The 22,599-nt window shown below is 33.1% G+C and carries 18 protein-coding genes and 1 tRNA gene; 4 read left to right on the top strand and 15 right to left on the bottom strand.

Annotation, left to right across the window (positions count from 1 at the left end; genetic code table 11):
- Nucleotides 1–58 precede the first annotated feature (58 nt).
- Nucleotides 59–1,312 carry a HAMP domain-containing sensor histidine kinase gene (locus tag Q0L29_RS08665; RefSeq protein ID WP_296620859.1) on the bottom strand — a complete coding sequence of 418 codons (1,254 nt, stop codon included), beginning with the start codon at nucleotides 1,310–1,312 and terminating at the stop codon, nucleotides 59–61.
- 1 nt (nucleotide 1,313) lies between these two features.
- On the bottom strand, nucleotides 1,314–1,991 hold the full coding sequence (locus tag Q0L29_RS08660; protein ID WP_296620857.1) for a response regulator transcription factor: 678 nt from the start codon (nucleotides 1,989–1,991) through the stop codon (nucleotides 1,314–1,316).
- Nucleotides 1,992–2,246: 255 nt separating this feature from the next.
- Between Q0L29_RS08660 and Q0L29_RS08655 the strand changes: the two genes are divergently transcribed.
- The 3 genes from Q0L29_RS08655 to Q0L29_RS08645 all read left to right on the top strand — a co-directional run bounded on the left by Q0L29_RS08655 (nucleotide 2,247) and on the right by Q0L29_RS08645 (nucleotide 7,462).
- Nucleotides 2,247–6,143, top strand: a complete 3,897-nt coding sequence (locus Q0L29_RS08655; protein WP_296620855.1) for a PAS domain-containing protein — start codon at nucleotides 2,247–2,249, stop codon at nucleotides 6,141–6,143.
- A 35-nt stretch (nucleotides 6,144–6,178) separates the two neighbouring features.
- The gene (locus Q0L29_RS08650) at nucleotides 6,179–6,844 is read left to right on the top strand and encodes a haloacid dehalogenase type II (RefSeq protein WP_296620854.1); all 666 of its coding nucleotides are present in this window, start codon (nucleotides 6,179–6,181) and stop codon (nucleotides 6,842–6,844) included.
- Nucleotides 6,845–7,144: 300 nt separating this feature from the next.
- Nucleotides 7,145–7,462, top strand: coding sequence for a co-chaperone YbbN (locus tag Q0L29_RS08645; protein ID WP_296620852.1), 318 nt, complete (start codon nucleotides 7,145–7,147; stop codon nucleotides 7,460–7,462).
- Nucleotides 7,463–7,546: 84 nt separating this feature from the next.
- Here Q0L29_RS08645 and Q0L29_RS08640 read toward each other — a convergent pair whose 3' ends face one another.
- Both Q0L29_RS08640 and Q0L29_RS08635 read right to left on the bottom strand, forming a co-directional pair.
- Complete coding sequence (locus tag Q0L29_RS08640; protein WP_296620850.1) at nucleotides 7,547–8,851, bottom strand: amidohydrolase family protein; 1,305 nt, start codon at nucleotides 8,849–8,851, stop codon at nucleotides 7,547–7,549.
- 6 nt (nucleotides 8,852–8,857) lie between these two features.
- Complete coding sequence (locus Q0L29_RS08635) at nucleotides 8,858–11,878, bottom strand: amidohydrolase family protein (protein WP_296620849.1); 3,021 nt, start codon at nucleotides 11,876–11,878, stop codon at nucleotides 8,858–8,860.
- 244 nt (nucleotides 11,879–12,122) lie between these two features.
- Here Q0L29_RS08635 and Q0L29_RS08630 point away from each other — a divergent pair, with 244 nt between their 5' ends.
- Nucleotides 12,123–13,700: a GAF domain-containing protein gene (locus Q0L29_RS08630; protein ID WP_296620846.1), complete on the top strand. Its 1,578-nt coding sequence runs from the start codon at nucleotides 12,123–12,125 to the stop codon at nucleotides 13,698–13,700.
- On the opposite strand, the gene Q0L29_RS08625 is transcribed toward Q0L29_RS08630, so the two are convergent.
- The 11 genes from Q0L29_RS08625 to Q0L29_RS08575 form a co-directional block, all read right to left on the bottom strand.
- Nucleotides 13,701–15,002 carry an MFS transporter gene (locus tag Q0L29_RS08625; protein WP_296620844.1) on the bottom strand — a complete coding sequence of 434 codons (1,302 nt, stop codon included), beginning with the start codon at nucleotides 15,000–15,002 and terminating at the stop codon, nucleotides 13,701–13,703.
- Between the two features lie 87 nt (nucleotides 15,003–15,089).
- On the bottom strand, nucleotides 15,090–15,572 hold the full coding sequence (locus Q0L29_RS08620; protein ID WP_296620842.1) for a biopolymer transporter ExbD: 483 nt from the start codon (nucleotides 15,570–15,572) through the stop codon (nucleotides 15,090–15,092).
- Nucleotides 15,573–15,575: 3 nt separating this feature from the next.
- Complete coding sequence (locus tag Q0L29_RS08615) at nucleotides 15,576–16,142, bottom strand: biopolymer transporter ExbD (protein WP_296620840.1); 567 nt, start codon at nucleotides 16,140–16,142, stop codon at nucleotides 15,576–15,578.
- Nucleotides 16,142–16,465, bottom strand: a complete 324-nt coding sequence (locus Q0L29_RS08610) for a hypothetical protein (protein WP_296620839.1) — start codon at nucleotides 16,463–16,465, stop codon at nucleotides 16,142–16,144. The genes Q0L29_RS08615 and Q0L29_RS08610 overlap by 1 nt, the downstream gene beginning before the upstream one ends.
- A gap of 24 nt (nucleotides 16,466–16,489) precedes the next feature.
- Nucleotides 16,490–17,335 carry a MotA/TolQ/ExbB proton channel family protein gene (locus tag Q0L29_RS08605; RefSeq protein WP_296620837.1) on the bottom strand — a complete coding sequence of 282 codons (846 nt, stop codon included), beginning with the start codon at nucleotides 17,333–17,335 and terminating at the stop codon, nucleotides 16,490–16,492.
- Between the two features lie 173 nt (nucleotides 17,336–17,508).
- Nucleotides 17,509–17,595: transfer RNA gene (locus Q0L29_RS08600), tRNA-Ser, on the bottom strand.
- Between the two features lie 191 nt (nucleotides 17,596–17,786).
- Nucleotides 17,787–18,854, bottom strand: a complete 1,068-nt coding sequence (locus tag Q0L29_RS08595; protein ID WP_296620868.1) for an asparaginase — start codon at nucleotides 18,852–18,854, stop codon at nucleotides 17,787–17,789.
- A gap of 3 nt (nucleotides 18,855–18,857) precedes the next feature.
- Nucleotides 18,858–19,613 (bottom strand): TatD family hydrolase, encoded by a 756-nt coding sequence (locus Q0L29_RS08590; protein ID WP_296620836.1) that lies wholly within the window; start codon nucleotides 19,611–19,613, stop codon nucleotides 18,858–18,860.
- A complete protein-coding gene (locus Q0L29_RS08585; RefSeq protein WP_296620834.1) occupies nucleotides 19,610–20,719 on the bottom strand; it encodes a glycosyltransferase in 1,110 nt (369 codons plus the stop codon). The genes Q0L29_RS08590 and Q0L29_RS08585 overlap by 4 nt, the downstream gene beginning before the upstream one ends.
- Complete coding sequence (locus tag Q0L29_RS08580) at nucleotides 20,716–21,354, bottom strand: polysaccharide deacetylase family protein (protein WP_296620833.1); 639 nt, start codon at nucleotides 21,352–21,354, stop codon at nucleotides 20,716–20,718. The genes Q0L29_RS08585 and Q0L29_RS08580 overlap by 4 nt, the downstream gene beginning before the upstream one ends.
- A complete protein-coding gene (locus Q0L29_RS08575) occupies nucleotides 21,347–22,573 on the bottom strand; it encodes a PP2C family protein-serine/threonine phosphatase (RefSeq protein ID WP_296620831.1) in 1,227 nt (408 codons plus the stop codon). The genes Q0L29_RS08580 and Q0L29_RS08575 overlap by 8 nt, the downstream gene beginning before the upstream one ends.
- Nucleotides 22,574–22,599: the final 26 nt, after the last annotated feature.

The raw sequence follows: 22,599 nt of genomic DNA, 5'->3' as shown, positions 1-22,599 counted from the left end.
ATGTAATTGTTCTGGATATCTCAATAAAACATTATATGGAGTTGTTAAATGGTGATTATCAGTTTTCTATGGTAATTTGATGGAGTTGTTCTTTATTTATATAATTTATATTTAATCCACTGACTTTGCAGATTTTATGAATGATGGCAAGCCCCAATCCCAGGGAAGAACTACTTTGATTACCCTTTTTAAAGCGAGCAAAAAGTAGATTAGGATCATGACTTAAAGGTTTACCAGAATTCTCTATTATCAATTGATTCTTTTCTAAATATACTTTTATAAATCCTCCCGAAGATAAATTATGTTTGATGGAATTATTCAAAAGATTAGTGATCAAAATTTCTAACAATACAGGATGTATATTCCACTCAATATCAGTTTCAATTTTTTTACTTAAGGTAATCCCTTTCAAATAAATGAGTTCTTCATATTCGTCAATAAAATCTTCTAAAGTATTACTTACATCTACACTTTCCTTTTGCTCAAATTCTTGATTATCAATTTTCGCTAAAAGCGTTAATGTATTCCCCAGTTTTGATAAATTATTTAAACTTTTAGATGCTTCAGATATCAATTTTTTCTGTTCTTCGTCTAAATTTCCATCTTGCAAAAGTTCTAGTTTCCCCTTTGCTATACTGATGGGTGTTTGAATTTCATGGCTAGCATTTTCTGTAAATTCTTTCAGTGATTGGTAATCTGCCATTACTTTTTGTGACATTTGATCAATAAAATCATTTAACTTTTTAAATTCTTTAGTGTCAGTTTGAGGTAAATCAAAAGGTTCATTTTCTTTAATATCAAATCGTTTAATGGCAGATAGTGTATCTTCAAAAGGCTTGAGTAATTTTCTGGATAACATCCAGCTACCTAAAAGCACGACCACAAACAATAGCAAATATGTTTTAACTAAAGATTCAATTACTCCATCTGCTATATCATCCTGTTCTATTATAATATCATAGAGGGTAATTTTATAAAAACGGCCTTTAATTTTTTTACCCACATCTAATTTATTATGCTGTTCAGGTCGCTCTAATGTACTATGATGTACTATGGTGTCAGAAAAAATCACATTATCTATTTCAATGGAATCTTTTTGAGGGAGGATCATGACTTTATCTCGAATAATATCCTTGGTAGGCTGTCTTCTTTCAATGTATTTTTCTGTAGAACTCAATCTTTCTAACAGAAACCATCTTTCCTCTTTTTTTACTTCATTAGAAATAATTTGGACCGTAACCACCCCACCAACAATGAATACTAGCAATGAAAGTCCAAGAAATATTAAAACTATCTTCGTAATTAATCGCATATTATAAGTTTTTAAGCTTGTAACCTACACCATAAACTGTTTCCAAAATATCCGTGCCAGCTGCTTTTTGAATTTTCTTTCTTAAGTTTTTGATATGTTGATAAACAAAATCAAAAGAATCACTTTGATCTATAAAATCACCCCAAAGGTGCTCTGCTATATTTTGTTTGGTCAACACCCTTTTTGCATTATTGGCAAAGAATAAAAGCATTTCGTATTCTTTTTTTGTTAGATCAATTTTTTCGTTTTGAACCGTAACCTCTTTCTTATCTGTATCAATAATAATTTTATCCAGTTCAATAGTATTACTACTTTCTTGCTTCCTGGTTCTATAAATCGCTTTCAATCTGGATGCCAATTCTAATAAATGGAAAGGTTTACCTAAATAATCATCCGCTCCGGCATCTAAGCCCCTTACCTTATCATCAATAGAATTTTTAGCAGATAATATTAAGGTCCCAATATTTTTGCGATTAGCTCTTAATGAATACAATAAATCCATACCATTTCCATCCGGCAACATCAGATCTATAATGACTACATCATATTCATAAGCAGCCAGTTTATCCGTAGCGGTAAAAAAATCCGGGGCAACACTAGTCTGAATACCTTCTTTTTTAAGGTAGTCTTCAATATTTTTAGCCAATTCAACTTGGTCTTCCACAATTAATACTTTCATCTTCCTTTTTGTAGTGTTTAAAACTACTCTATTTCTATAATTATAACAATATCATAAGTCTCTTATATTCTGATGTGTATCAACAGGAAGACCTACTTTATTGATAAAAGAACAAAAGTAGAATTAAATTCTGAAGCAATTTTGAAGATACGCTTGTAACTAAAATAACATACACTAAAAGTTTCTTGAAATTAAATCATTAAATAATTGAAAAATTCAAAATAAAGAATGAATTTGAACATACAATAGGGAATAATGAAATCAAATGATCCATTAATTGCACGTGATCTTGAAGAAAGTAATAAGAGATTATTAGAGGCGCAGCAGTTTGCACAAATAGGGAATTGGGAAGTTGATGTGGACTCTGGAAAAATTCAGTGGTCTCCGGTTATATATGAAATATTTGAATGCGATCCCAATTCCTATAAACCTACACTTGACTCTTATAAAAAATTTGTGCACCCTGATGATGAGGCAAAAGTCTATCAAGAGGACATAAATGCATTAAAGACAGGATATTTTAATCTCACCCACCGAGTTATTACCAAAAAAGGAAATGTCAAATATGTACATCAAATTGCTTCACAAATAAAAAAAGGAAACAATTTAATTTACAGAGGAACCATACAGGACATTACCCAGCTCAAAGAAACTGAGGAAGCCTTAACACAAAAGACAAAGAGATTAGATGTAATTGTTTCCAGCACCAATTTGGGTACTTATGATTGGGACAAAAAACTAGAATGCTATATTTTAAATGAAAATTATGCTAAAATATTAGGCTATGAAAAGAGCGAATTAAAAAGTCTAAGTTTCCAGCAATGGTTAGAAATCGTTCATCATGAGGATATGGAAAGAATGGTTAATTTCTTTCAAATTCGAAAAAATGAGCCCATAATTCACTATGAGTTTGAAACCAGGCTCAAACATAAGCAGGGCCATTGGGTATGGGTATTTAATAATGGCAGAGTAGAACATTTGAATGATGATTTAACACCTAATTATCAATCAGGGATTTTATTAGAGATCTCTGAGAGAAAAGAAGCCGAAATAGAATTAGAGAGAACCAAAGCATTATTACTACAAACGAATTTTATTACCAAGACTGGAGGATGGATTTGGGGTCTTGAAAGTGGAGAAATATTTTGGACTGAAAATACTAGAAATATTTACGAAATGGGAGATGATTATTCTCCTCATATCAATGGAGTTTTTGATTTTATTGCGGATAAAAAATCAATACCCCAAATGAAGAAGGTCATAGAAAAGGCCATTGAAAATCAAGATAGATATGATATTCAGGTACCCCTAGTCTCTGGCAAGGGAAATCTATTTTGGGCAAGAATAATAGGAATTCCGGAAATTAAAAATGAACAATTAATTCGTTATCATGGCACCATTCAAAATATTGAAGAACAAAAACAGAACGAGTTTGAACTTAAAGAGAAAACTAAGCAGTATAATGAATTAGTGGAAAACATTCCTGTTGGCGTATATAAACTCAATAGAAATGGAGAATTAAATTACATGAGCCCCCCATTCAAAAAGATGATTGGTGTCGATGGCAGAGATATTGACACCAATGATTTTGCTAGTGAGGTTGTGCACCCAGATGATTTGGAAATGTTTTTGAAAGCCAATAATTATGCTTTGGAAAATTATCAATATTTCAATCTGGAGTTTAGAATAATAGTGAAATCAAAAACCAGGTGGGTAAAGGCTACTTCTCAGCCTACTAAAGACATTGATGGCAATTGGTATTGGTTTGGCACTCTTTCCGATATAACTTATAGAAAAAATACTGAGCTTAAAATTTATCAAAATGAAAAGCAACTGCAGAACATTATATCTTCTATGCAAGAGGCATTGCTTTTCTATGATTCAGAAGGGATTATTCGTTCAATTAATGATAGTGCCACTCAAATAGTAGGAATTAAAAAATCTGAGGTGATTGGAAATCGCCTGCTGGGAACCATCATTAAGCTTTTAGATGAAAAAGGTAATTTACTTAAAGAACATGAACATCCCGTTGCCATCGCATTAAAAGAAAAGAAATCATTTAATGATATAAGAGTTCAATTATTAAATACGAGAACTAAAAAAACTATTTGGATTGCTGCCAATATTAAAATCATAGAGGAAGATGATACCCATTGGGCTTTAGTTACTTTCAATGACATTAGTGACAGGGTAAAAGCCGAAAAACAATTATTAGAAGCTAAAAAAGCTGCAGAAGCCGCTAATAAAGCTAAATCTACTTTTTTAGCTAATATGAGTCATGAAATAAGGACACCTTTGAATGGTGTAATTGGTTTTTCCGATCTGTTAAGAAAAACCAACTTGAATATTCTTCAATCTGACTACACTCAACACATCTATAATTCAGCTAATTCATTGCTTGCTATTATCAATGACATACTCGATTTTTCAAAGATAGAAGCAGGGAAATTAAAACTTCAGATGGAGATAATAAATGGTTTAAATCTTGTAGAATCTGCTATAAGTTTTATCACCTTCCAGGCCTCTCAAAAAAATCTGGAGTTATTAATTGATTTTGATCAGGATGTCCCCTTATATTTTGAAGCAGATGAATTACGCCTCAGACAAATCTTAATCAACCTTTTAGGCAATGCTGTCAAGTTTACAGAGAGTGGAAATATTATTCTTAAAGTAAGCAAATTAGAGAAAGATCATAAACTCAAATTTGAGGTAATAGATACAGGAATTGGCATTTCCACCAAGCAGCAGAAAAATATATTTCAAGCATTTGAGCAGGCAGATGTTTCCACTACCCGTAAATTTGGAGGATCTGGTTTAGGGCTTACCATTTCCAATAAACTTTTGAAAATGATGAAAAGTCGTTTACATCTGGAAAGTGAAGAAAACAAGGGAAGTAATTTTAGCTTTATTATTGATATTAAAAAAACCTATGAAACTTTAAGGCTCAATGAAGTTGAACGACCATTTGAAAAAATTCAAAAGCTGCTGGTTGTGGATGATAATCCCATACAAATTCAATCATTTGAAAAATTATTTAAAGGCTTTAATGTACAAGCAGTTTATTGTCAATCTGCAGTTGAGGCTCATAAAATAGTATCAAAGGAAAAAGATTTTGACCTAGTCATTATTGATGAGGAAATGCCTAATATAAATGGCATTGAACTACTCAATATGTTGAATGAGCGAACATTATTACAAAACAGTTCCGTTATAATTTTACATAGACATATAGAAAGTGAATTCTTTTATTCAGAATATGTGGATGAACCCTATATATTCAAATTACCCAAACCAGTACTTCCCACTAAATTATTGAAATTGATACATGATATTGATTCAGGTGATTTAAACAAAAAGTTACAAAGTGAGCAAGATAATGTTGAAGTCGAGCAGAAAGTCAAATTAAATAAAATTTTGATTGCAGAAGATAATGAAGTCAACAAATTTCTGATTATTCGAATATTAGAAAATACTTTGCCAGATTCTGAATTAATACATGCGGAAAATGGGGAAATAGCCATAAGAGAATTTAAAAAACATAAACCGAATTTGATATTAATGGATATTCAAATGCCCATCATGAGTGGTATTGAAGCTACAGAAATCATTAGAACTCTGGAAAACCCAAAAGATAAAACTCCAATCATCGCGCTTTCAGCAGGTGTATTAAAAGAAGAGAAAGAGGTAGCAATAGCTGCTGGAATCGATGATTTTTTAGAAAAGCCATTAACGCAGGAGGATTTTTTAAATACATTAGAAAAACTTGAAATAAGCGGCCTTTTTAATTATAAAACAACTACGCAAAAAAGTAAACAACAAAAACTAAAAACTTTTAATAAAGAAGAATTATTGAAGCGGTTTTATCATAATGAAGCAAATTATTCAAGCTTTATTGCTTTGGCTTATGATAATATGATAACCTTTGAAAGACAAATTAATGAAACCATTGATATTGAAAATATTCAAGCCTTAAGGAATGTCTTACACAAACTAAAAGGAACTGCATTGGCCGCATGCTTTGAAAATTTAGGATATTTAATCAACCAGTTTGAAAGACCTAGTTTTTACAATAATAAAGTGACCCAATACATGAAATCCAAAATAATACCTGAATTAAAAAAGCTTATTAAGATTTTGGAAAAAGAAAAGTGAGGAGATTCAAATATAATTGTTGTTAATTCAATTCTATGAGAAAGCCAAAATTATTAGTATTTGATGTAAATGAAACCTTATTAGATTTAGAAAAAATCAAAGTTAAAATTCAGGATAAATTCCAGGACAAAACCTCATTTAGTCTTTGGTTTGCTACTTTGCTTCAATATTCCATGGTAAAATCCATTACGAATCAATACCATAGCTTTGGAGAAATCGGCAAATCTACCCTAAGGATGACTGCTGAAAAGTTAAATAAAAATATCTCTGAAGAAGAAATCAGTGGTATTTTAAGTTTGATAACTGAGCTTCCTCCCCACCCTGAAGTAAAAAGTGCATTGGAAAAATTTCAGTCAATGAATTATCAAATTATTGCATTAACAAATGGCTCTCTAGAAGCCGTAAAAGCTCAGATGAAGTTTGCCGGAATTGATCAGTATTTTGAACGATTGTTTAGCGTAGAGGAAGTGAAAAGCTTTAAACCACAGCCTATAACCTACCAATACGTACTAAAAGAAATGAATATTGCAGCAGAAGAGGCCTTGATGATAGCTGCCCATCCCTGGGATTTAGCTGGAGCCAAAGCAGTTGGTATGCAAACTGCCTTTATCGAAAGGCCTTCACAAGTATATTATCCTTTATTGGAAAAAGCTGATTTTATGGTTAAGAATTTGGAGGAGTTGGTAGAGAGATTAAAATAGTTCTACGGGATAGCTTTATAAATTAAACTGATGACCTACTTTAATAGGAAGTATTTAAAATAACCTACATATTAAATATTAAAATTGCCCTCCTATCATCAATGTGAATTTAATTAGAATGCATAATTAAAGTGGTTTATTAATAAAAATTCTGAGTACAATCAAACTTTACCTACTTACTATTTAAATAGATAAAAATATTTCTATTCATATATTACATCTTATAAATCCTAGATTATTGATTTCTTTAAACATTATGTGAAATTACATGTATCTACATGCATATAAATTTTTTAAGCTATGATAGAAAAAGTTACCGATATTAATTTGGAAAAGCATCTGAATGATAACGAGAGAGTAGTAGTTAAATTCTACGCTGACTGGTGTGGAGTTTGTAAGGCATTTGAGCCACAATTTAAGAAAATGGCAGAAGAATCATGTGAGAATGTAAAATTTGTGGAAATTAATGCCCCTGACAATCCAAAAGCAAGATTATCAGCTGGAGTATATAGTCTTCCCTTTTTTGCTAGTTATGAAAAAGGTGAATTAAAAGAAAAAATATCCACATCAGATAGAAAAGCGGTCCAAGCATTGATTGACAATATTCAATCGAATTAAAGTAAAATAGAAAAACCGGCCTTGAGCCGGTTTTTCTATTTTTATTTAAGTGTAGATAGCTACGATCAATATCCATCATCATACCTATTCCTGATCAAATTTCTCTTTAAACTTTTGATATAGTCTTTGTTGATGAGCTTCTAAAGTTACTTGTCTGCCTTCGATAAAAACGTATTCCATCTGATTTCCTTCCATATCCAAAATATCTCCTTTGGAAACCACAATTGAAGCTACTTTTCCTTTTTCCAAACTGCCAATATTATCGTCAACCCCCATTATTTCGGCTGGGTTTAAGGTTACCATTCTTAAAGCTTCCTCTTTTCCTAAACCATAAGCAGCTGCGGTTCCAACACTAAAAGGTAAATTCCTAACTTGCATTACTGATCCCCATTGGCCAATAGCAACTTTAATACCTGCTTCATGAAGTAAATTAGGTAATTGATAAGGCATATCCACAGGATCTGAAGTTCTGCTTGGCAATCTTAAAGTTTCTTCTAAAATTACCGGTATATCATTTTCTTTTAGAAAGTCTCTTACATAATATGCTTCATCCCCTCCAACTAGAACTATTTTCTTTATGCCCATTTTCATTGCAAACTGAATTGACTCCAAAATTTCTTTGGCTCTATCGGTATGAATATATAGATTTTTAGATCCATCGAATAAACCCTTCATTGCTTCCAATTTTAAATTAGTGGTTTCGGGTTGAGAAATCTGGTTATAAGAGGCTGCATCATTAAAAAAGCTCTTGACTTCCTGATAATCTACATCATATTCTTTATTCCTACTCCATTCGTTTTCTCCTAACCACCATCTTGGTCTTCTTAATTTGGAAGGCCAATTTAAATGGATACCTTCATCATTTTTCAATACAGCGTCTTCCCAGTTCCATGCATCCAAATTCATTACAGAACTACTTCCTGAAATCCTTCCACCCCTTGGTGTGGTTTGAGCATAAAGCACCCCATTAAAACGAGTAGTTGGGATTAATTCAGAATCTGTATTGTAGGCAACCAAAGCCCTTACATTAGGATTAAAATCTCCCGTTTCATCTTGGTCTCTAGTTGCTCTTACTGCAGAAATCTCTTCCAGACCAATGATGGTATTGCTTGCTATCAATCCGGGATATACGTGCATACCCTCTGCCTTAATTACTTTAAATTTAGATAAATCCAAACGAATGGTAGTAGCATCTGCCACATTGGTAATCACACCATTTTCAAAAGTAATCACCGAGTTTTCAATAACTTCGCCATTACCTAAGTGCGCATATGCATTCATGATGGCAATAGGCTCTGATTGAGCTTCTCCTGGTGCCGGTACCTGAGCCATAGCCGTGAAGCTAAAAAGACTCAGTACTATTATTCCTATATATTTAAATATCTTCATTTCAGCTTATTTTAAAGATGAATAATTTTGAATTTCTGTTTCGCAATGGTAGATAATCTGTGATTTAGGCATTGCCTTCTGAGTCGATTTACCTTTAGATTTCTCTCCTTGCATTTTAGCCACTAAACGCGCTCTTTCTGCTTGTATAGCATCTAAATTCTCTTCTTGTTCCTCTCTATCGAAAAATACAGCTCCTTCGATTATGGTCTTTTCTGCTTTTGCATAAATAGAAAGTGGTTCAGCACTCCAAAGTACTACATCAGCATCTTTACCTACTTTGATACTTCCCATTCTATCATCTAAATGTAAAAGCTTTGCAGGGTTTAAAGTTACCATCTTTAGTGCTTCTTCTACTGGAACTCCCCCATATTTCATGGTTTTTCCAGCCTCCTGATTCAATCTTCTACCCATTTCCGCATCATCTGAATTGATAGCTGTAACAACACCTTCTCCATGCATTAATGCTGCATTATAGGGAATAGCATCATTTACTTCAAATTTATAAGCCCACCAGTCAGAGAAAGTAGAACCCCCAACACCATGTTCTTTCATTTTATCAGCCAATTTATAGCCTTCTAGAATATGAGTGAAAGTATTGATTCTGAAACTATATCTTTCCGCTACTTCCATTAGCATATTGATTTCTGATTGTACATATGAATGACAAGAAATAAATCTCTCACTATTTAAAATTTCAACGATTGTTTCTAATTCTAAATCCTTTCTTGGAGCTGTAGCATTCGCTTTGTCTCTTTTCGATAAATCATTATAATCCTTCCATTCATCTTCATACTCTCTAGCTCTGGTGAAGGCATCTTCAAATACTTGCTCCACTCCCATTCTGGTTTGTGGGAAACGAATAGTATTTCTATCTCCCCAGTTAGATTGCTTTACATTCTCACCTAAAGCAAATTTGATAAATTTATCTGCCCAGGAAATTTTCATTTCATCCGGGCTATAACCCCATTTCAATTTGACAATTGCGGAACGTCCACCAATCGGATTAGCCGAACCATGTAACAATTGAGAAGCAACAACACCACCGGAAAGTTGTCTATAGATATTAATATCTTCTGAATCCACTACATCTTCAATATTTACTTCTGCTGTAACAGCCTCAGAACCTTCGTTTACTCCTCTACTAATAGCAATATGAGAATGTTCGTCTATAATTCCAGGAGTTAAATGTTTTCCAGTTCCATCAATTTCTCTAGCTCCCGAAGCAGATAGATCTTTTCCGATTTTGGCAATTTTACCATTTTCCAATAACACATCAGTGTTTTCTAAAACACCATCTGTTTCATTAGTCCAAACTGTAGCATTTTTAATCAGGATAGTCTCTGCTGTAGGTCTTTCAGTATTACCATGAGCAACGAACGGATAAATCAAAGAAGCAATCTTACTGTCCTCTTTTTCATCTTCCTTTTTATCTTCTTCTTTATCTTCGGAAGAATCATCTTCATTCAAAGTCGCACTCCATTTCGCCCAACTTCCATCCGGCATCTTAGCACTTCCAGCCAATCCTTTTTCTTTCAACCATCCTGATAATCTAATTTTTCCATCCTCTTCTTTGCCTTCATCTTTGAAAGAAAAGCTGATTAACTGTTTAGATATCTCTGATTTCACTTCATAGGACGTAGTGTCATTCACTATGATTTTAAATTTCTCCTTACCTGGTTCTCCTTTAATTTCCAGTTGATAATTCTCATCCCCTACAGTTAAGGTATAATTTCCTACTATTTCAGCCAAGGTATAATCATTGTATTTATAAGGATTACCTTGCACCCAGTTTTCATAAATTTTAGTATCCTTTTTAACCGGGCTGCCATCTGTAATAATGAAGTTGGCGTATTTACCTTTAGTCAAACTACCCAGTTTATCTTCCATTTTAATAAACTGTGCAGGATTATAAGTCAAAGCTTTTAAGGCTTGCTCTTCGGACAATCCAGCATCCAGTGATTGAGAAATCATATCAGAAAGTTTCGATGCGTCTTTTAAACCATCAGAAGTAATAGAATAATTGATTCCTTTATCTGCTACCATTTTCAAATTATATGGTGCCATTTCCCAATGTTTCATATCTTCAAGACTGATATTTAAAGCATCAAAAGGATCTTCCACATCGTAAGCTTCAGGATAATTTACCGGAAGGATTAACTGGGCGTTAGTAGCCTTAATATCATCCAATCTCTGGTATTCGTCACCATTTCCCTTTATGATATATTGAACACCAAATTCATCACCTAATTTATCAGCTCTTAGAACATACAACTTATCACCATCTGCATCAAAAAACTGAGGATAGCTTTTATTTTTATTGAATGCATCTAAAGCGATATCAACCATATCATTTTGGTTTGCATACCATTGCGCATCTAAATAAGTTTGTTTAATCAGAGCAATAGCGCCCATTAAAGAAGATGGATTATCTTGAGTTGACGTTCCTTTATTGAAAGAAAAATGCTGTGAAGCAGATTCTTTCAACATAATTTCATTCTCTGGCCCATCATGCAAAGCAACAACGGTTCCTGTACCTCTTACCAAACCATCTTGATTATGGGTTAAAACAACACCAAAACCAGCTTTACGCATTTTATCAGCATCTGAACTCTTCGCTTCAAATGCTTCATAAGCATTGAAATAAGCTTTTATAGCATCGTTGGCATTATAAGCACCCTCTTTTTTAGGTCCTAATTGAGGCCCGGGACTCCTACTGCTTTCTGCTTTAGGCATCCCGATATTGCTAGATAGTTCTATGAAAGAAGGATAAATATGTTTCCCTTTCAAATCATGAATTATTGCACCATTAGGAACTTTAATATCCTTACCGGATGCAATAACTTCTCCTTTTTGAATGAGTAATGTTGCATTTTCAATTGAAGTTTGATAATCAACATGTAATGTTGCGTTAATAAAGGCATGTAAGCCTGGTCTCTCATCTTTAACACCATTCACTGTATAAGTTTCCTGTGCATAAGAAGAAAATAACCAAAAGCTAAAACACACCAAAAGTAATTTTTTCATCATTTTACGTAGTTTTAGATTAAAGAATGAAAATAGTACTTTTTATATAATTAAATAAAAAAAAATCCATCTATTATTTTACTGGTATTTTATGAGTATTAATGGATTTAAAAATAAAATCGTCAATCAAATTAAATCTCATCATAAAAAGCACATCAAAGCACAATTTTTAAATTAATCAAGTCTTTGTTATGCCAGATTTATATTCTAATTTAATGTTGTTAATCTTATAAATTTTTTAAGAATTATGAGGAGTTTTTTGAATAAACACTTGATATCCATAGCCATATATGCAGTTTCTGCATTGATATTATTGAGTGTGACGCTATCCTTTTACAATAAAAAAGTAATGAGTGACGCTTTAGAAACGCAGGAACAAGCCGATATGGTAGTTAGAGTATCTGAAAACACATTACTTAATATCCGACAAATGGATATTAGCGGAAGAGGCTATGCTTTGATAAGAGAAGATGGTTTTTTATTCTGGAGTGTTGCTAATGCAAGACGAGAAAACCGTCAAAATTTCAAAAAATTAGACAGCCTTTTTGCTATTCAAGGCTATTCAGATCCAGTTAATTACCCAAAATTAAAAGCTGGCTTTAAAAAATATGCTGATCTATATGAAGAAATGGTACGTCATTTAAAAAATGATAACCTAGAGGCTTACAAAGAATTGCTAAAGGATGATTTTGGTAGAACTTTTTGGCCTATAAATGATGCCTTTACATCTAGATTATATGCTTTTGAGAAACAACTGGTAGAAAAAGCTCAATCAAGATATGAAAGAGCAATTTTTCAAAATACTATAGTTCAACTTTTACTATTGTTAATTGGATTACCTACCCTGATCTTCATTTTAATTAAACTCAGAAAAGACGAAAAAAACAGAACTGCCTTATTAATTAATTTAAGGGATAATAATAAAAAATATTTATTCGATGATGGTGATACCCGTTTCAGAGGTGCTGCTAAAATATTAAATGGCTCTATCGGTAATCTGAAAAAAGCTGCTCAATTTGTTAGAAAAGTGGCATCAGGTGAATATAATGTGGAATGGGAAGGAATGACAGAAGAAAATAGAGAGCTAAATAAAGAGAATCTTGCAGGTCAGCTCATTGAGATGAAAAAACAAATGCAATTGGCTGATATTGAAAATAAAAAACGAATATGGTCAACTGAGGGGCTTTCTAAACTTACAGAGATAATTCGAAACAGTGAACAAGATACTAAAGATCTCACTTTTCAATCTACTAAATACTTAACAGAATATTTAGGAGCACAACAAGGAAGTTTGTTTATACTAGTTCAAGATGAGGATGATGAAGATCAAAAATACTTAGAGTTATCAGCAGCTTATGCTTTTGATAGACGTAAATTTTTAAATAAAAAAGTTGAGATTGGACAAGGTTTAGTAGGGCAAACTTATTTAGAAAAAGAAACTTTATTTTTAACTGAAATTCCTCAAAATTATACATTCATTAAATCCGGTCTGGGAGACTCTACTCCTACATGTCTGGCTATTGTACCTATGCTATACAATGACAAAGTACAATCACTAATAGAATTAGCTTCTTTTAAAAAATTCGAGAAGCATGAAATTGAGTTTTTAGAAAAAGCAGGTGAATATGTAGCTTCTGCCATTGCCACCACTCAAAATAATGAGAAAACACGAATTCTATTAGAGCAAATGCAACAACAGGCAGAAGAAATGAGAGCTCAAGAGGAAGAATTAAGGCAAAATATGGAGGAATTGGAAGCTACTCAAGAAGAAATGAGAAGAAAAGAAAAAATGATGGAAGAAAAGATGCAAAATGCAGAAGATTAATTAGGTTTTATTATAATTCAAGCTTGAAGGAATACGTGCCATTAATAAAAATCCAATTCCAACTGCAAAGAAAAGTCCTAACGTGATAGTGCTATTGCGCATGCTTCCTGTCCATTGTTCAATAAAACCATAAGAAAAAGTACCAATAACTACCGCTAACTTTTCAGTAACATCATAAAAACTAAAATAAGAGGCCTGATCATTGGTGTTTTTAGGCATTAATTTGGCATAAGTACTTCTTGAAAGAGATTGAATTCCTCCCATTACTAAGCCCACCACAAGAGCTAAAATATAAAACTGATAATCAGTATAAACGAAGTAGGCATAAATACAAATACCCACCCAAATAGCTAACATAATCAAAAGAGAAAACTTATTAGTCTTCCTTTTTGAAATATAGGCAAATCCGTAAGAACCAATAATTGCTACAGCATTAATTATTATAATAGTTATAATCAATTTATCCCCTGGAAGATTAAGTTCCTTACTGCCAAATGAGGCGGCCATATACATTACTGTTTGGACACCCATACTATAAAAGAAAAAGGATGTTAAAAAGAATTTTAAGATAGGTTGAATCCTAACTTCATTAAAAACTTTTACAATTTCTTTATATCCATTAATGATTAAAGACTTAGAGTAATTAATGGGTCTTTTAGTTTCCTTTAAAGTACTAAAAGTTATTTGAGCAAAACCTATCCACCATAATCCCACTGTTAAAAAAGAGAACCGGGCTATTAAGGCCGTACTCTCTAAACCAAACCATTGCGGATTTGAAATACAAATAAGATTAATAATTAACAAAAGAATACTTCCGATATAGCCTAAGGAAAAGCCTTTGGCACTGATAATATCATGTCTGTCGGGAGTTGCAATTATAGGTAAAAATGAGTTATAAAAAACAAGGCTCCCTGTGTATCCAATACTTGCCAAAACAGAGCAAATAATGGCCCATTCCACATTTTCTCCAGTAAAAAAGAATAAACCGATGCATGAAAGTGCTCCTAAATAAGTGAAAAACTTCATAAAAGCTTTCTTATTGGAAGAATAGTCAGCAATACCAGAAAGAAGAGGAGAAATTATTGCAACGACTAAAAAACTAAAAGATATAGCAAATGAATACAATGCAGTATTAACGAATTGAAAACCAAAAAAATCAACTATATCCCCATCAAAGGCATTTTGAGTTGCTGTATTATAAAAAACCGGAAAAATTGACGACTTTATAACAATTGCATAAACTGAGTTAGCCCAGTCATACATGCACCATGCATTGATGGTTTTGGATTGATTAATTTTCAACTTTCCAAACTTCTACTTGCAGACTCTTCACAAAAAAAAAACCTCATTCCATTATATGAAATGAGGTTTTTTAAAAAAACTTAATATTTATAATAAAGAATTTTGTTTATCCTTATTCGTCAATTTCAATGTATTATACATCAACTTACGTGCATTTGCTTTTCTTAACTGTTGCTGAACATCGGAAATAATTCCCATTTTAGCTTCACTATCAACTTTTAAAGCAATAGTGATCTTATCTCGCTCAGCTTCAGCTAATTTATCTTTTTCTTTTGCTACCCAAAGAAGAATATCTTTTGGTTCTACAAATACATCATTGGCCTGAATTTTTGCTTCACCCCCAAACCTTTCAGTTTGTTTAGGTTTTCCAATGTACAAGTAGCTAACCAAAGATTTTCTTTCAATCTTTTTCATTTGTTCAGCTTTAGGTATTTTTTGTTCCACCTTAATTTCGGTTTCACGTAATACCGTTGTTACCATGAAAAAGAACAGGAGCATAAAAATAATATCCGGTAGTGCTGCTGTAGGGATATCCTGACTCGCACTGGTTTTCTTTTTAAACTTTGACATATCTTATTTCCCTCCTATATTAGTTGGTTCTGCAATAGAAATCGCCATTGGAATATCTCCTTTTCCTCTGTCATAAATAGCTCTTTCCTTAGGATTACTGGTATTTAATGCCCTAAATTCATCAACAGGAATTCCGGCTCTATCCGCATAGATTTGATAGTAAGCACCTTGTAATTGATCCAGTACATTAATATATATCTCATAACTTGTCCCTCTATCGGTCTTAAAGGAAACAATTGCATCTTGTGGATTTTCCGCTAATTCCGGATTATTACCTGGATTCATAACATGTTCGATTAACATATCTTTAATCTTAGTATAATCATCCATTCTTTCACCTTCCACCAATAATCTATCTGCTGAATTAATAGCTACTTTAAAAAGATTTCTCTCTTTAATTTTGAGATCGATTTCCTCAGCATCATCTTTTTCGGGTGGTAAGGTTAAAGACAATCCTTTATCAGATGCAATGGTAGTAGTTACAAGAAAGAATATTAACAATAAGAATGCAATATCGGCCATTGAACCGGCATTCACCTCTGCTGTTGCTCTTCCTTTACTTCTAGCCATTATCTTATAATTTTTGCAATTTCAGAATAAACAATAGACACTACAGCTATTCCCATCAATAAGTAAGTGGTAATTAATACACCACCAATCACCTGAGAAGAAGTACTTGTAATATCGAATTTAATGTACTTAGCAGTTACTTCATCACCTGAGATACCCCAGCTAATTAAATAAACTACACCGATTACCAATACCCCCAAAGCCGACTTTAAAAGACTCTTTGGGTTACTTAGTGCACTGATAAGTGGTAAAACTATTGCTCCTAAAGCGGCAACAATTACCAACAAATATGCACCATATAACATTATATCTACAATTTCCATTTAGTTAAACTTTAAAGGTTAAACTTACTTAGTAAGATTATGCTTCACTAAAATATCAACTAAAGCAATAGAAGCATCTTCCATTTGGTTTACTAAAGAATCTACTTTAGAAACGCAATAGTTGTAAAATAATTGTAAGATAACCGCAACGATCAAACCAGCAACTGTTGTTAACAAGGCTACTTTAATACCACCCGCAACCAATGAAGGAGAAATATCACCAGCTTCTTCGATAGCATCAAATGCACCAATCATACCAATTACAGTACCCATGAAACCTAACATTGGAGCAAGAGAGATAAATAATGATATCCAAACCAATCCTCTTTCTAAACGACCCATTTCAACAGAACCGTAAGAAATTACAGATTTCTCAACCATTTCAACACCTTCTGACATTCTCATCAAACCTTGTGTAAAAATAGATGCTACTGGACCTCTAGTGTTTTTTGTCACTTCTTTTGCAGCTTCAACACCACCTTGGTTTAATGCATCTTCTACATTAGCCAATAATTTGTTAGTGTTTGTGGTTGCTAAGTTTAGGGTAATGATTCTTTCAATAGAAATAGCTAATCCTAAGATTAAACATATTAATACTACTGACATGAATTCCCATCCACCTTCAATAAACTTCTCTTTTACAATTTGGTGAAAGCCTTGTTCTTCTACAACTTCCTCCTCTTCTACAACCGTAGTCGGCATTGTATCCTCTACAGCAGCTGAGTCAGATACATCAGTAGAATCCCCTTCCATAGCAGTTGTATCATTTTCCATTCCTGAGGTTGCTTCCTCATCCTGAGCAATCGCATTGCCATTGAAACCGAATGCTAAAGCTCCGGCCATCATCATTAAAACAAATAGCTTTTTCATAGTTAAGTTGTTTGTAATTTTCTTTTTTAGTTATTATATGTTAGTTAAATGAAAACCAAGTCCAATTTTACACAAATATCGACAAACAGAAAATTTTTTTAGCAATTCTTTAAGCCAATACCTCAATATTTAACGAATATAGGTTAATTAAGATTAAAAAATTGAGCAAAATGCGGAGAAGGAGGGATTCGAACCCTCGGTACCCGTGAAGGCACACTCGCTTTCCAGGCGAGCCCGATCGACCACTCTGGCACCTCTCCTTTTGTCTGTAAATATTTATTTTTCGATTAAACTCTTTTCAAACGTGCACAAATAAATTAATAATTTATTCTTCATGCAAGCCCATTTTGTCAAATGGTAAATATAAATCTATTATTAACATGCAATTCAGTTGCAAATAGCATGATTAGGGTTAATAATTATATTATTCCATGTAGTTACAAATATTTCTTTATTCCATTTCTCCCCGAAGTGGCTTTATTAAATAATTTTGTTGCATTTCTTTTGTATGAGCATGACTCAGCACATACATCAATTTGGTGATAGCTGCTTCTGTTGTTATATCACTTCCACTTATTACACCAATGGATTGCAAATCCTTACTTGTCTGATATCGACCTTGGATCACCTTACCTCCCATGCATTGAGAAACATTCAAGATTAGAATCCCTTTATCAATAGCATTTTGCAATGCATCAATAAACCATTTCTCTGTCGGGGCATTCCCAGAACCATAAGTTTCTATTACTAAGCCTCTTAGTCCTTTAATAGATAAAATCCCCTCTACAAAGGCTTTAGAAATCCCGGGGAATACTTTCAAAATGGCTACCTCTTGCTGAATATTCTTCCTGACTTTGAGGTCAACTTCCGATTGAAATTCCCTTAAAGCCGAGAAATTATATTCTATAATGACTCCTGCCTCAGCTAAAACAGGATAATTTTCACTTTGAAAGGCATCAAATTGAACGCTTTCTACTTTTTTAGCTCTATTTGCTCTTAAAAGCAAATTATCAAAATAAATACAAACTTCTGATACTATGGGCCTGTGATTTAATTTCTGACTGGCAATTTCAATAGCTGTAATTAAATTTTCACGAGCATCTGAACGAGCAGCGCCAATGGGCAATTGTGCGCCAGTGAATATGACGGGCTTGTTTAAGCCCTCTAACATAAAACTTATGGCTGAAGCTGTATAAGCCATGGTATCCGTACCATGAATGACAATAAAGCCATCGTATTCAGTATAATAATCTTCCACTAAACCGGCAATATCATCCCAATGCTTGGGGTTAACATTTGATGAGTCTATCAGATTATTAAATGAAGCAACTGTGATTTTTAAGTTGAAATTTCTTAGAGAAGGAACTTCATCCAGTATATTCTGAAAATCAAATGGAACCAGTGCCTGCTCTTCATTATATACCATACCAAGAGTTCCTCCAGTATAGATGATCATGACCGATTTTTCAGGCGCTTTAGGCGTGGCGGTTTCAATATGAATTAATTCGTAAGGCTTCATCATTCAGGAAAATAATGCTTTAGCATTAGATGAGGTAATATTAATAAGTTCTTCTTTAGGGATCTGCTTCAAATCTGCAATTTTCTGAGCAATTAATTCCAAATAAACAGATTCATTCCTTTTCCCTCTTTTAGGTGTTGGTGCTAAATAGGGCGCATCGGTCTCCAATACCATTCGATTGATATCAATATCAGGAATATGCTCTGCTAGACCCCCATTTTTAAAAGTAACCACTCCACCTATTCCAAGATAGAAACCTAAATCAATTACTTTTTGGGCATCTTCTGCATTTCCTGTAAAGCAATGAAAAACTCCCTTTAATTTTTCATCTTTCATTTCTTTCACTATCTCATAAGTTTCCTGAAAAGAATCTCTGCAATGCAAAATAATGGGGATATTATGCTTTTTAGCTAATTCAATCTGAATTCTTAAAGCTTCCTTTTGCTCCTTCATCAAGCTTTTATCCCAATAGAAATCAAGCCCTATCTCTCCTACTGCTACAAATTTTCTTTTATTCAACCAATCTTCTACTTCGTATAATTGTTTTTCAAAATGCTTTTCAACATGGCATGGATGGATTCCCATAGTTGCTATGGTATTTGAGAATTTATCTTCCACCTCCATCATTGGCTCAATAGATTCGTGATCAATATTAGGCATATAGAATTTTTCAACTCCAGCTTCTTCTGCCCTCTCTATCATTTCCGGTCTATCTTCATCAAATTCCTGAGCGTATAAATGTGCATGTGTTTCAATCATCTTTTAGCGAATTTTCTTCCTTTCCATTTCACGGGCAAAGGTAAGAGATAAAAGAAAAGAAGTGCAATAGAAATGAAAGCACTATAGAATTCGAAGATGAAAAGATTACCTAAAGGCACATATTGATTGAGTCTTTCCACTATTTTATTAATAAATAAACTTTGAAGAGTTATTTTTAGACCAAATAATGGTATTGCTACAAATGGATTGACAAAGATCATAGCTATCATAGCAGGATAATATAATGCTTGAAATACCAAAAGAGCTACCATAAAAGGAGGCAGTTTTAATGCGCCACTCATCCATCTTTTGCGTTGATTCATTAAATTCCAGAAGCCTTTAATAGCAAATGTCTTTACTAAGCTATCTTCATTTGCTAACTGTTGGTAACGATACCCTTGTTTGGCCACAGCTTGAAATAAAGCGAAATCTTCTGTTACAGAGAAAGGAATATTTTTATAACCCCCGACTTTATTGTAAGCTTCTTTACTTATCATCATATTATTTCCAACAGCCGTAACAGGTATTTTCCAGCCGCTGACAATTTTCACCATGCCCAGCGCCAGACTCCAATCTATCATTTGCATACTAGATAAGAAATCATTAGCTTTTATGATGGTGAAGCCACTTTGAATACCTGATCCTTCTTTCCAGCAAGCTAGTTGTTTCATAAGCCAACTAGAAGGAACTTCTACATCGGCATCGGTGATCATCATAAATTCACCTTTAGCTTTTTCAGCTAATTGCTCTAACACATTAGCTTTAGCATCTAAATGCCCCTCTTTTTCCTTGATGGGGATATAAAAGAAATTATTGGTTTCCTTATCCCACTCCTTCATAATTTTAGTGCTGCCATCAGAGGAATCATCATCACCCATTAAAACTTCATATTTATCTTTGGGGTAATTAAGCTTTTCTAGTGAATTTAAGGCATAGTTTACAGTATGCACTTCATTTCGGACGGCCATTAGAATGGAAATAAAAGGTAATTCACCTTGGTAAGGCTTTGGGTTTTCAGCTTTTGGTTTCCACGCCAACCATAAAATTAAGTCCACGATGATTACAATAAGAATAATCGTCAATAGGCCTAAAAATAGATAGGTCATAGTTTTTTAAATTTGTATCCAATATCGGAAAAATGTTCGAGATACAAAGGTAGGAATTGCAATATTTTATCTTTGGCTTTTATATTATCATGAAAAACTATAATACTACCGTTCTCTGATTTTTCAATACTTTTTTCAAGAATCCTATTTGAAGATATTGAAGTTTTGTAATCTTTAGAAAGCACATCCCACATTATCAGTTCATAATTTTCTTTCTTAAGTCTTTTAGCTAGTTTCAAATTAAACTGTCCGTAGGGAAATCTAAAAAGCTTTTTACCTTGAGTAGTATGTTTTTCAATTTCTCGCTGACATAATTCAACATTATTTAAATATTCATCATGAGAAGTTGTCCATGCCTTTAAATGATTAAAAGTATGATTACCAACTGAATGCTCATTGTGTATTATTGATTGGAAGATTTTAGGATGTTTTTTTATATTTTCTCCCACGCAAAAAAATGTGGCTTTAGCATCAAAGTCTTTTAGAATATTTAAAATTTCATGGGTTAATTCAGGAATTGGGCCATCATCAAAAGTAGGGTAAATTACTTTTGCATTAGTATTTACCTTCCAATTAAGGTCAGGGAATAATTTTTGAATAATTTTTGGGGTTTTATAGAATGCCCAATCAGACATGGTATTGACACGCTAATAAAGTAATATCATCCGACAATGCTCTTTTCCCAATAAAAGTATCTATCTCCTTTAATATACTCGAAAGAATCAAAGCTGGCTTGGCAGAAATATTATTATTTAAAATATCTATCACACGATCCGGGCCAAATTCTTCTTCCATTTCATTAAATGCTTCAGTTAAGCCGTCTGTATAAAGCAATAGTGTCTGAGTCTTTTTTATTTTGGATGTACCAATTTCCAGGAAAGGAATCTCTCTTAATGCTCCTAATACCAAAGTCCCTTTATCCAATTTCTCTATAGTTCCATTGGAAGACATCAAAAAGGGAGGGTTGTGACCTGCATTAACATAAGTGAGCTTTTGCTCTTTCAAATCAATTAACGCTATAAAAAAAGTAATGAAATTTTCTCCATTTGCACTTTCAAACACCTGATGATTTAAATCATGAATAACTTCTTCTAGGTCTGTTGTTTTCCTCAATAGCGTTCGTAAGGAAGCCTGAAAATTGGACATTAAGAGGGCTGCTGGAACTCCTTTTCCGGAAACATCTGCAATGCAAACAATTTTAAGATTTTCATTTATTGACAGCCAATCATAATAATCACCCCCTACAGTATGATGAGGAGAATAATGTGCGTCTATAATAAAATTATCACTTTCGGGTAATGATTTAGGGAAAAGCAATTGCTGTACTTTCTTGGCAATTTCCATTTCCTTGGCATAAACTTCTTGTTTAAGCCTCTCTCTAGCCATTTTCTTATTTTCAATGGCCACCATGATAATATTGGTAAGCGCCTGAATAAAGTTCAAATGGTGTTCTATCAATTCTTTTTCCTGAGCATTAGAAACACCACCTAAAAATGCAATAGCCAAGAGTTCATTCTTATGAAAAACAGGTATTGCTACCTCAAATTCTTCGAAAGGCGAATCAAACAAATCAGAATTAAATAAAATTTTACGACTTTGGACTAACTCGTCTGCATTTATATCAGCATAATCCTTTTGGGTACCAAAAGATAATTTTTGTTCCCATTGCTTATTCTCTTGAACCAGCAACATCAATTTTCCAAGCTTTAAATTAGCTCTTAAAGTAAAATTGTAAATCTTATAGAGAGAATCCTCTGGTAAATTTTCGTTTATTGCTTGAGTAATTTCAAGCAGTGCATTAAGCTCCAGTTCCTTGAGCTCATATCGGTTCGCTATTTTTAAGGTAGTATCCATATTTGAAATGTGAAGTTAAGGAATTG

The sequence above is a fragment of the Marivirga sp. genome (genome assembly GCF_024636815.1).
GTDB lineage: Bacteria > Bacteroidota > Bacteroidia > Cytophagales > Cyclobacteriaceae > Marivirga.
This window is presented reverse-complemented; position numbering and strand designations above follow the sequence as displayed.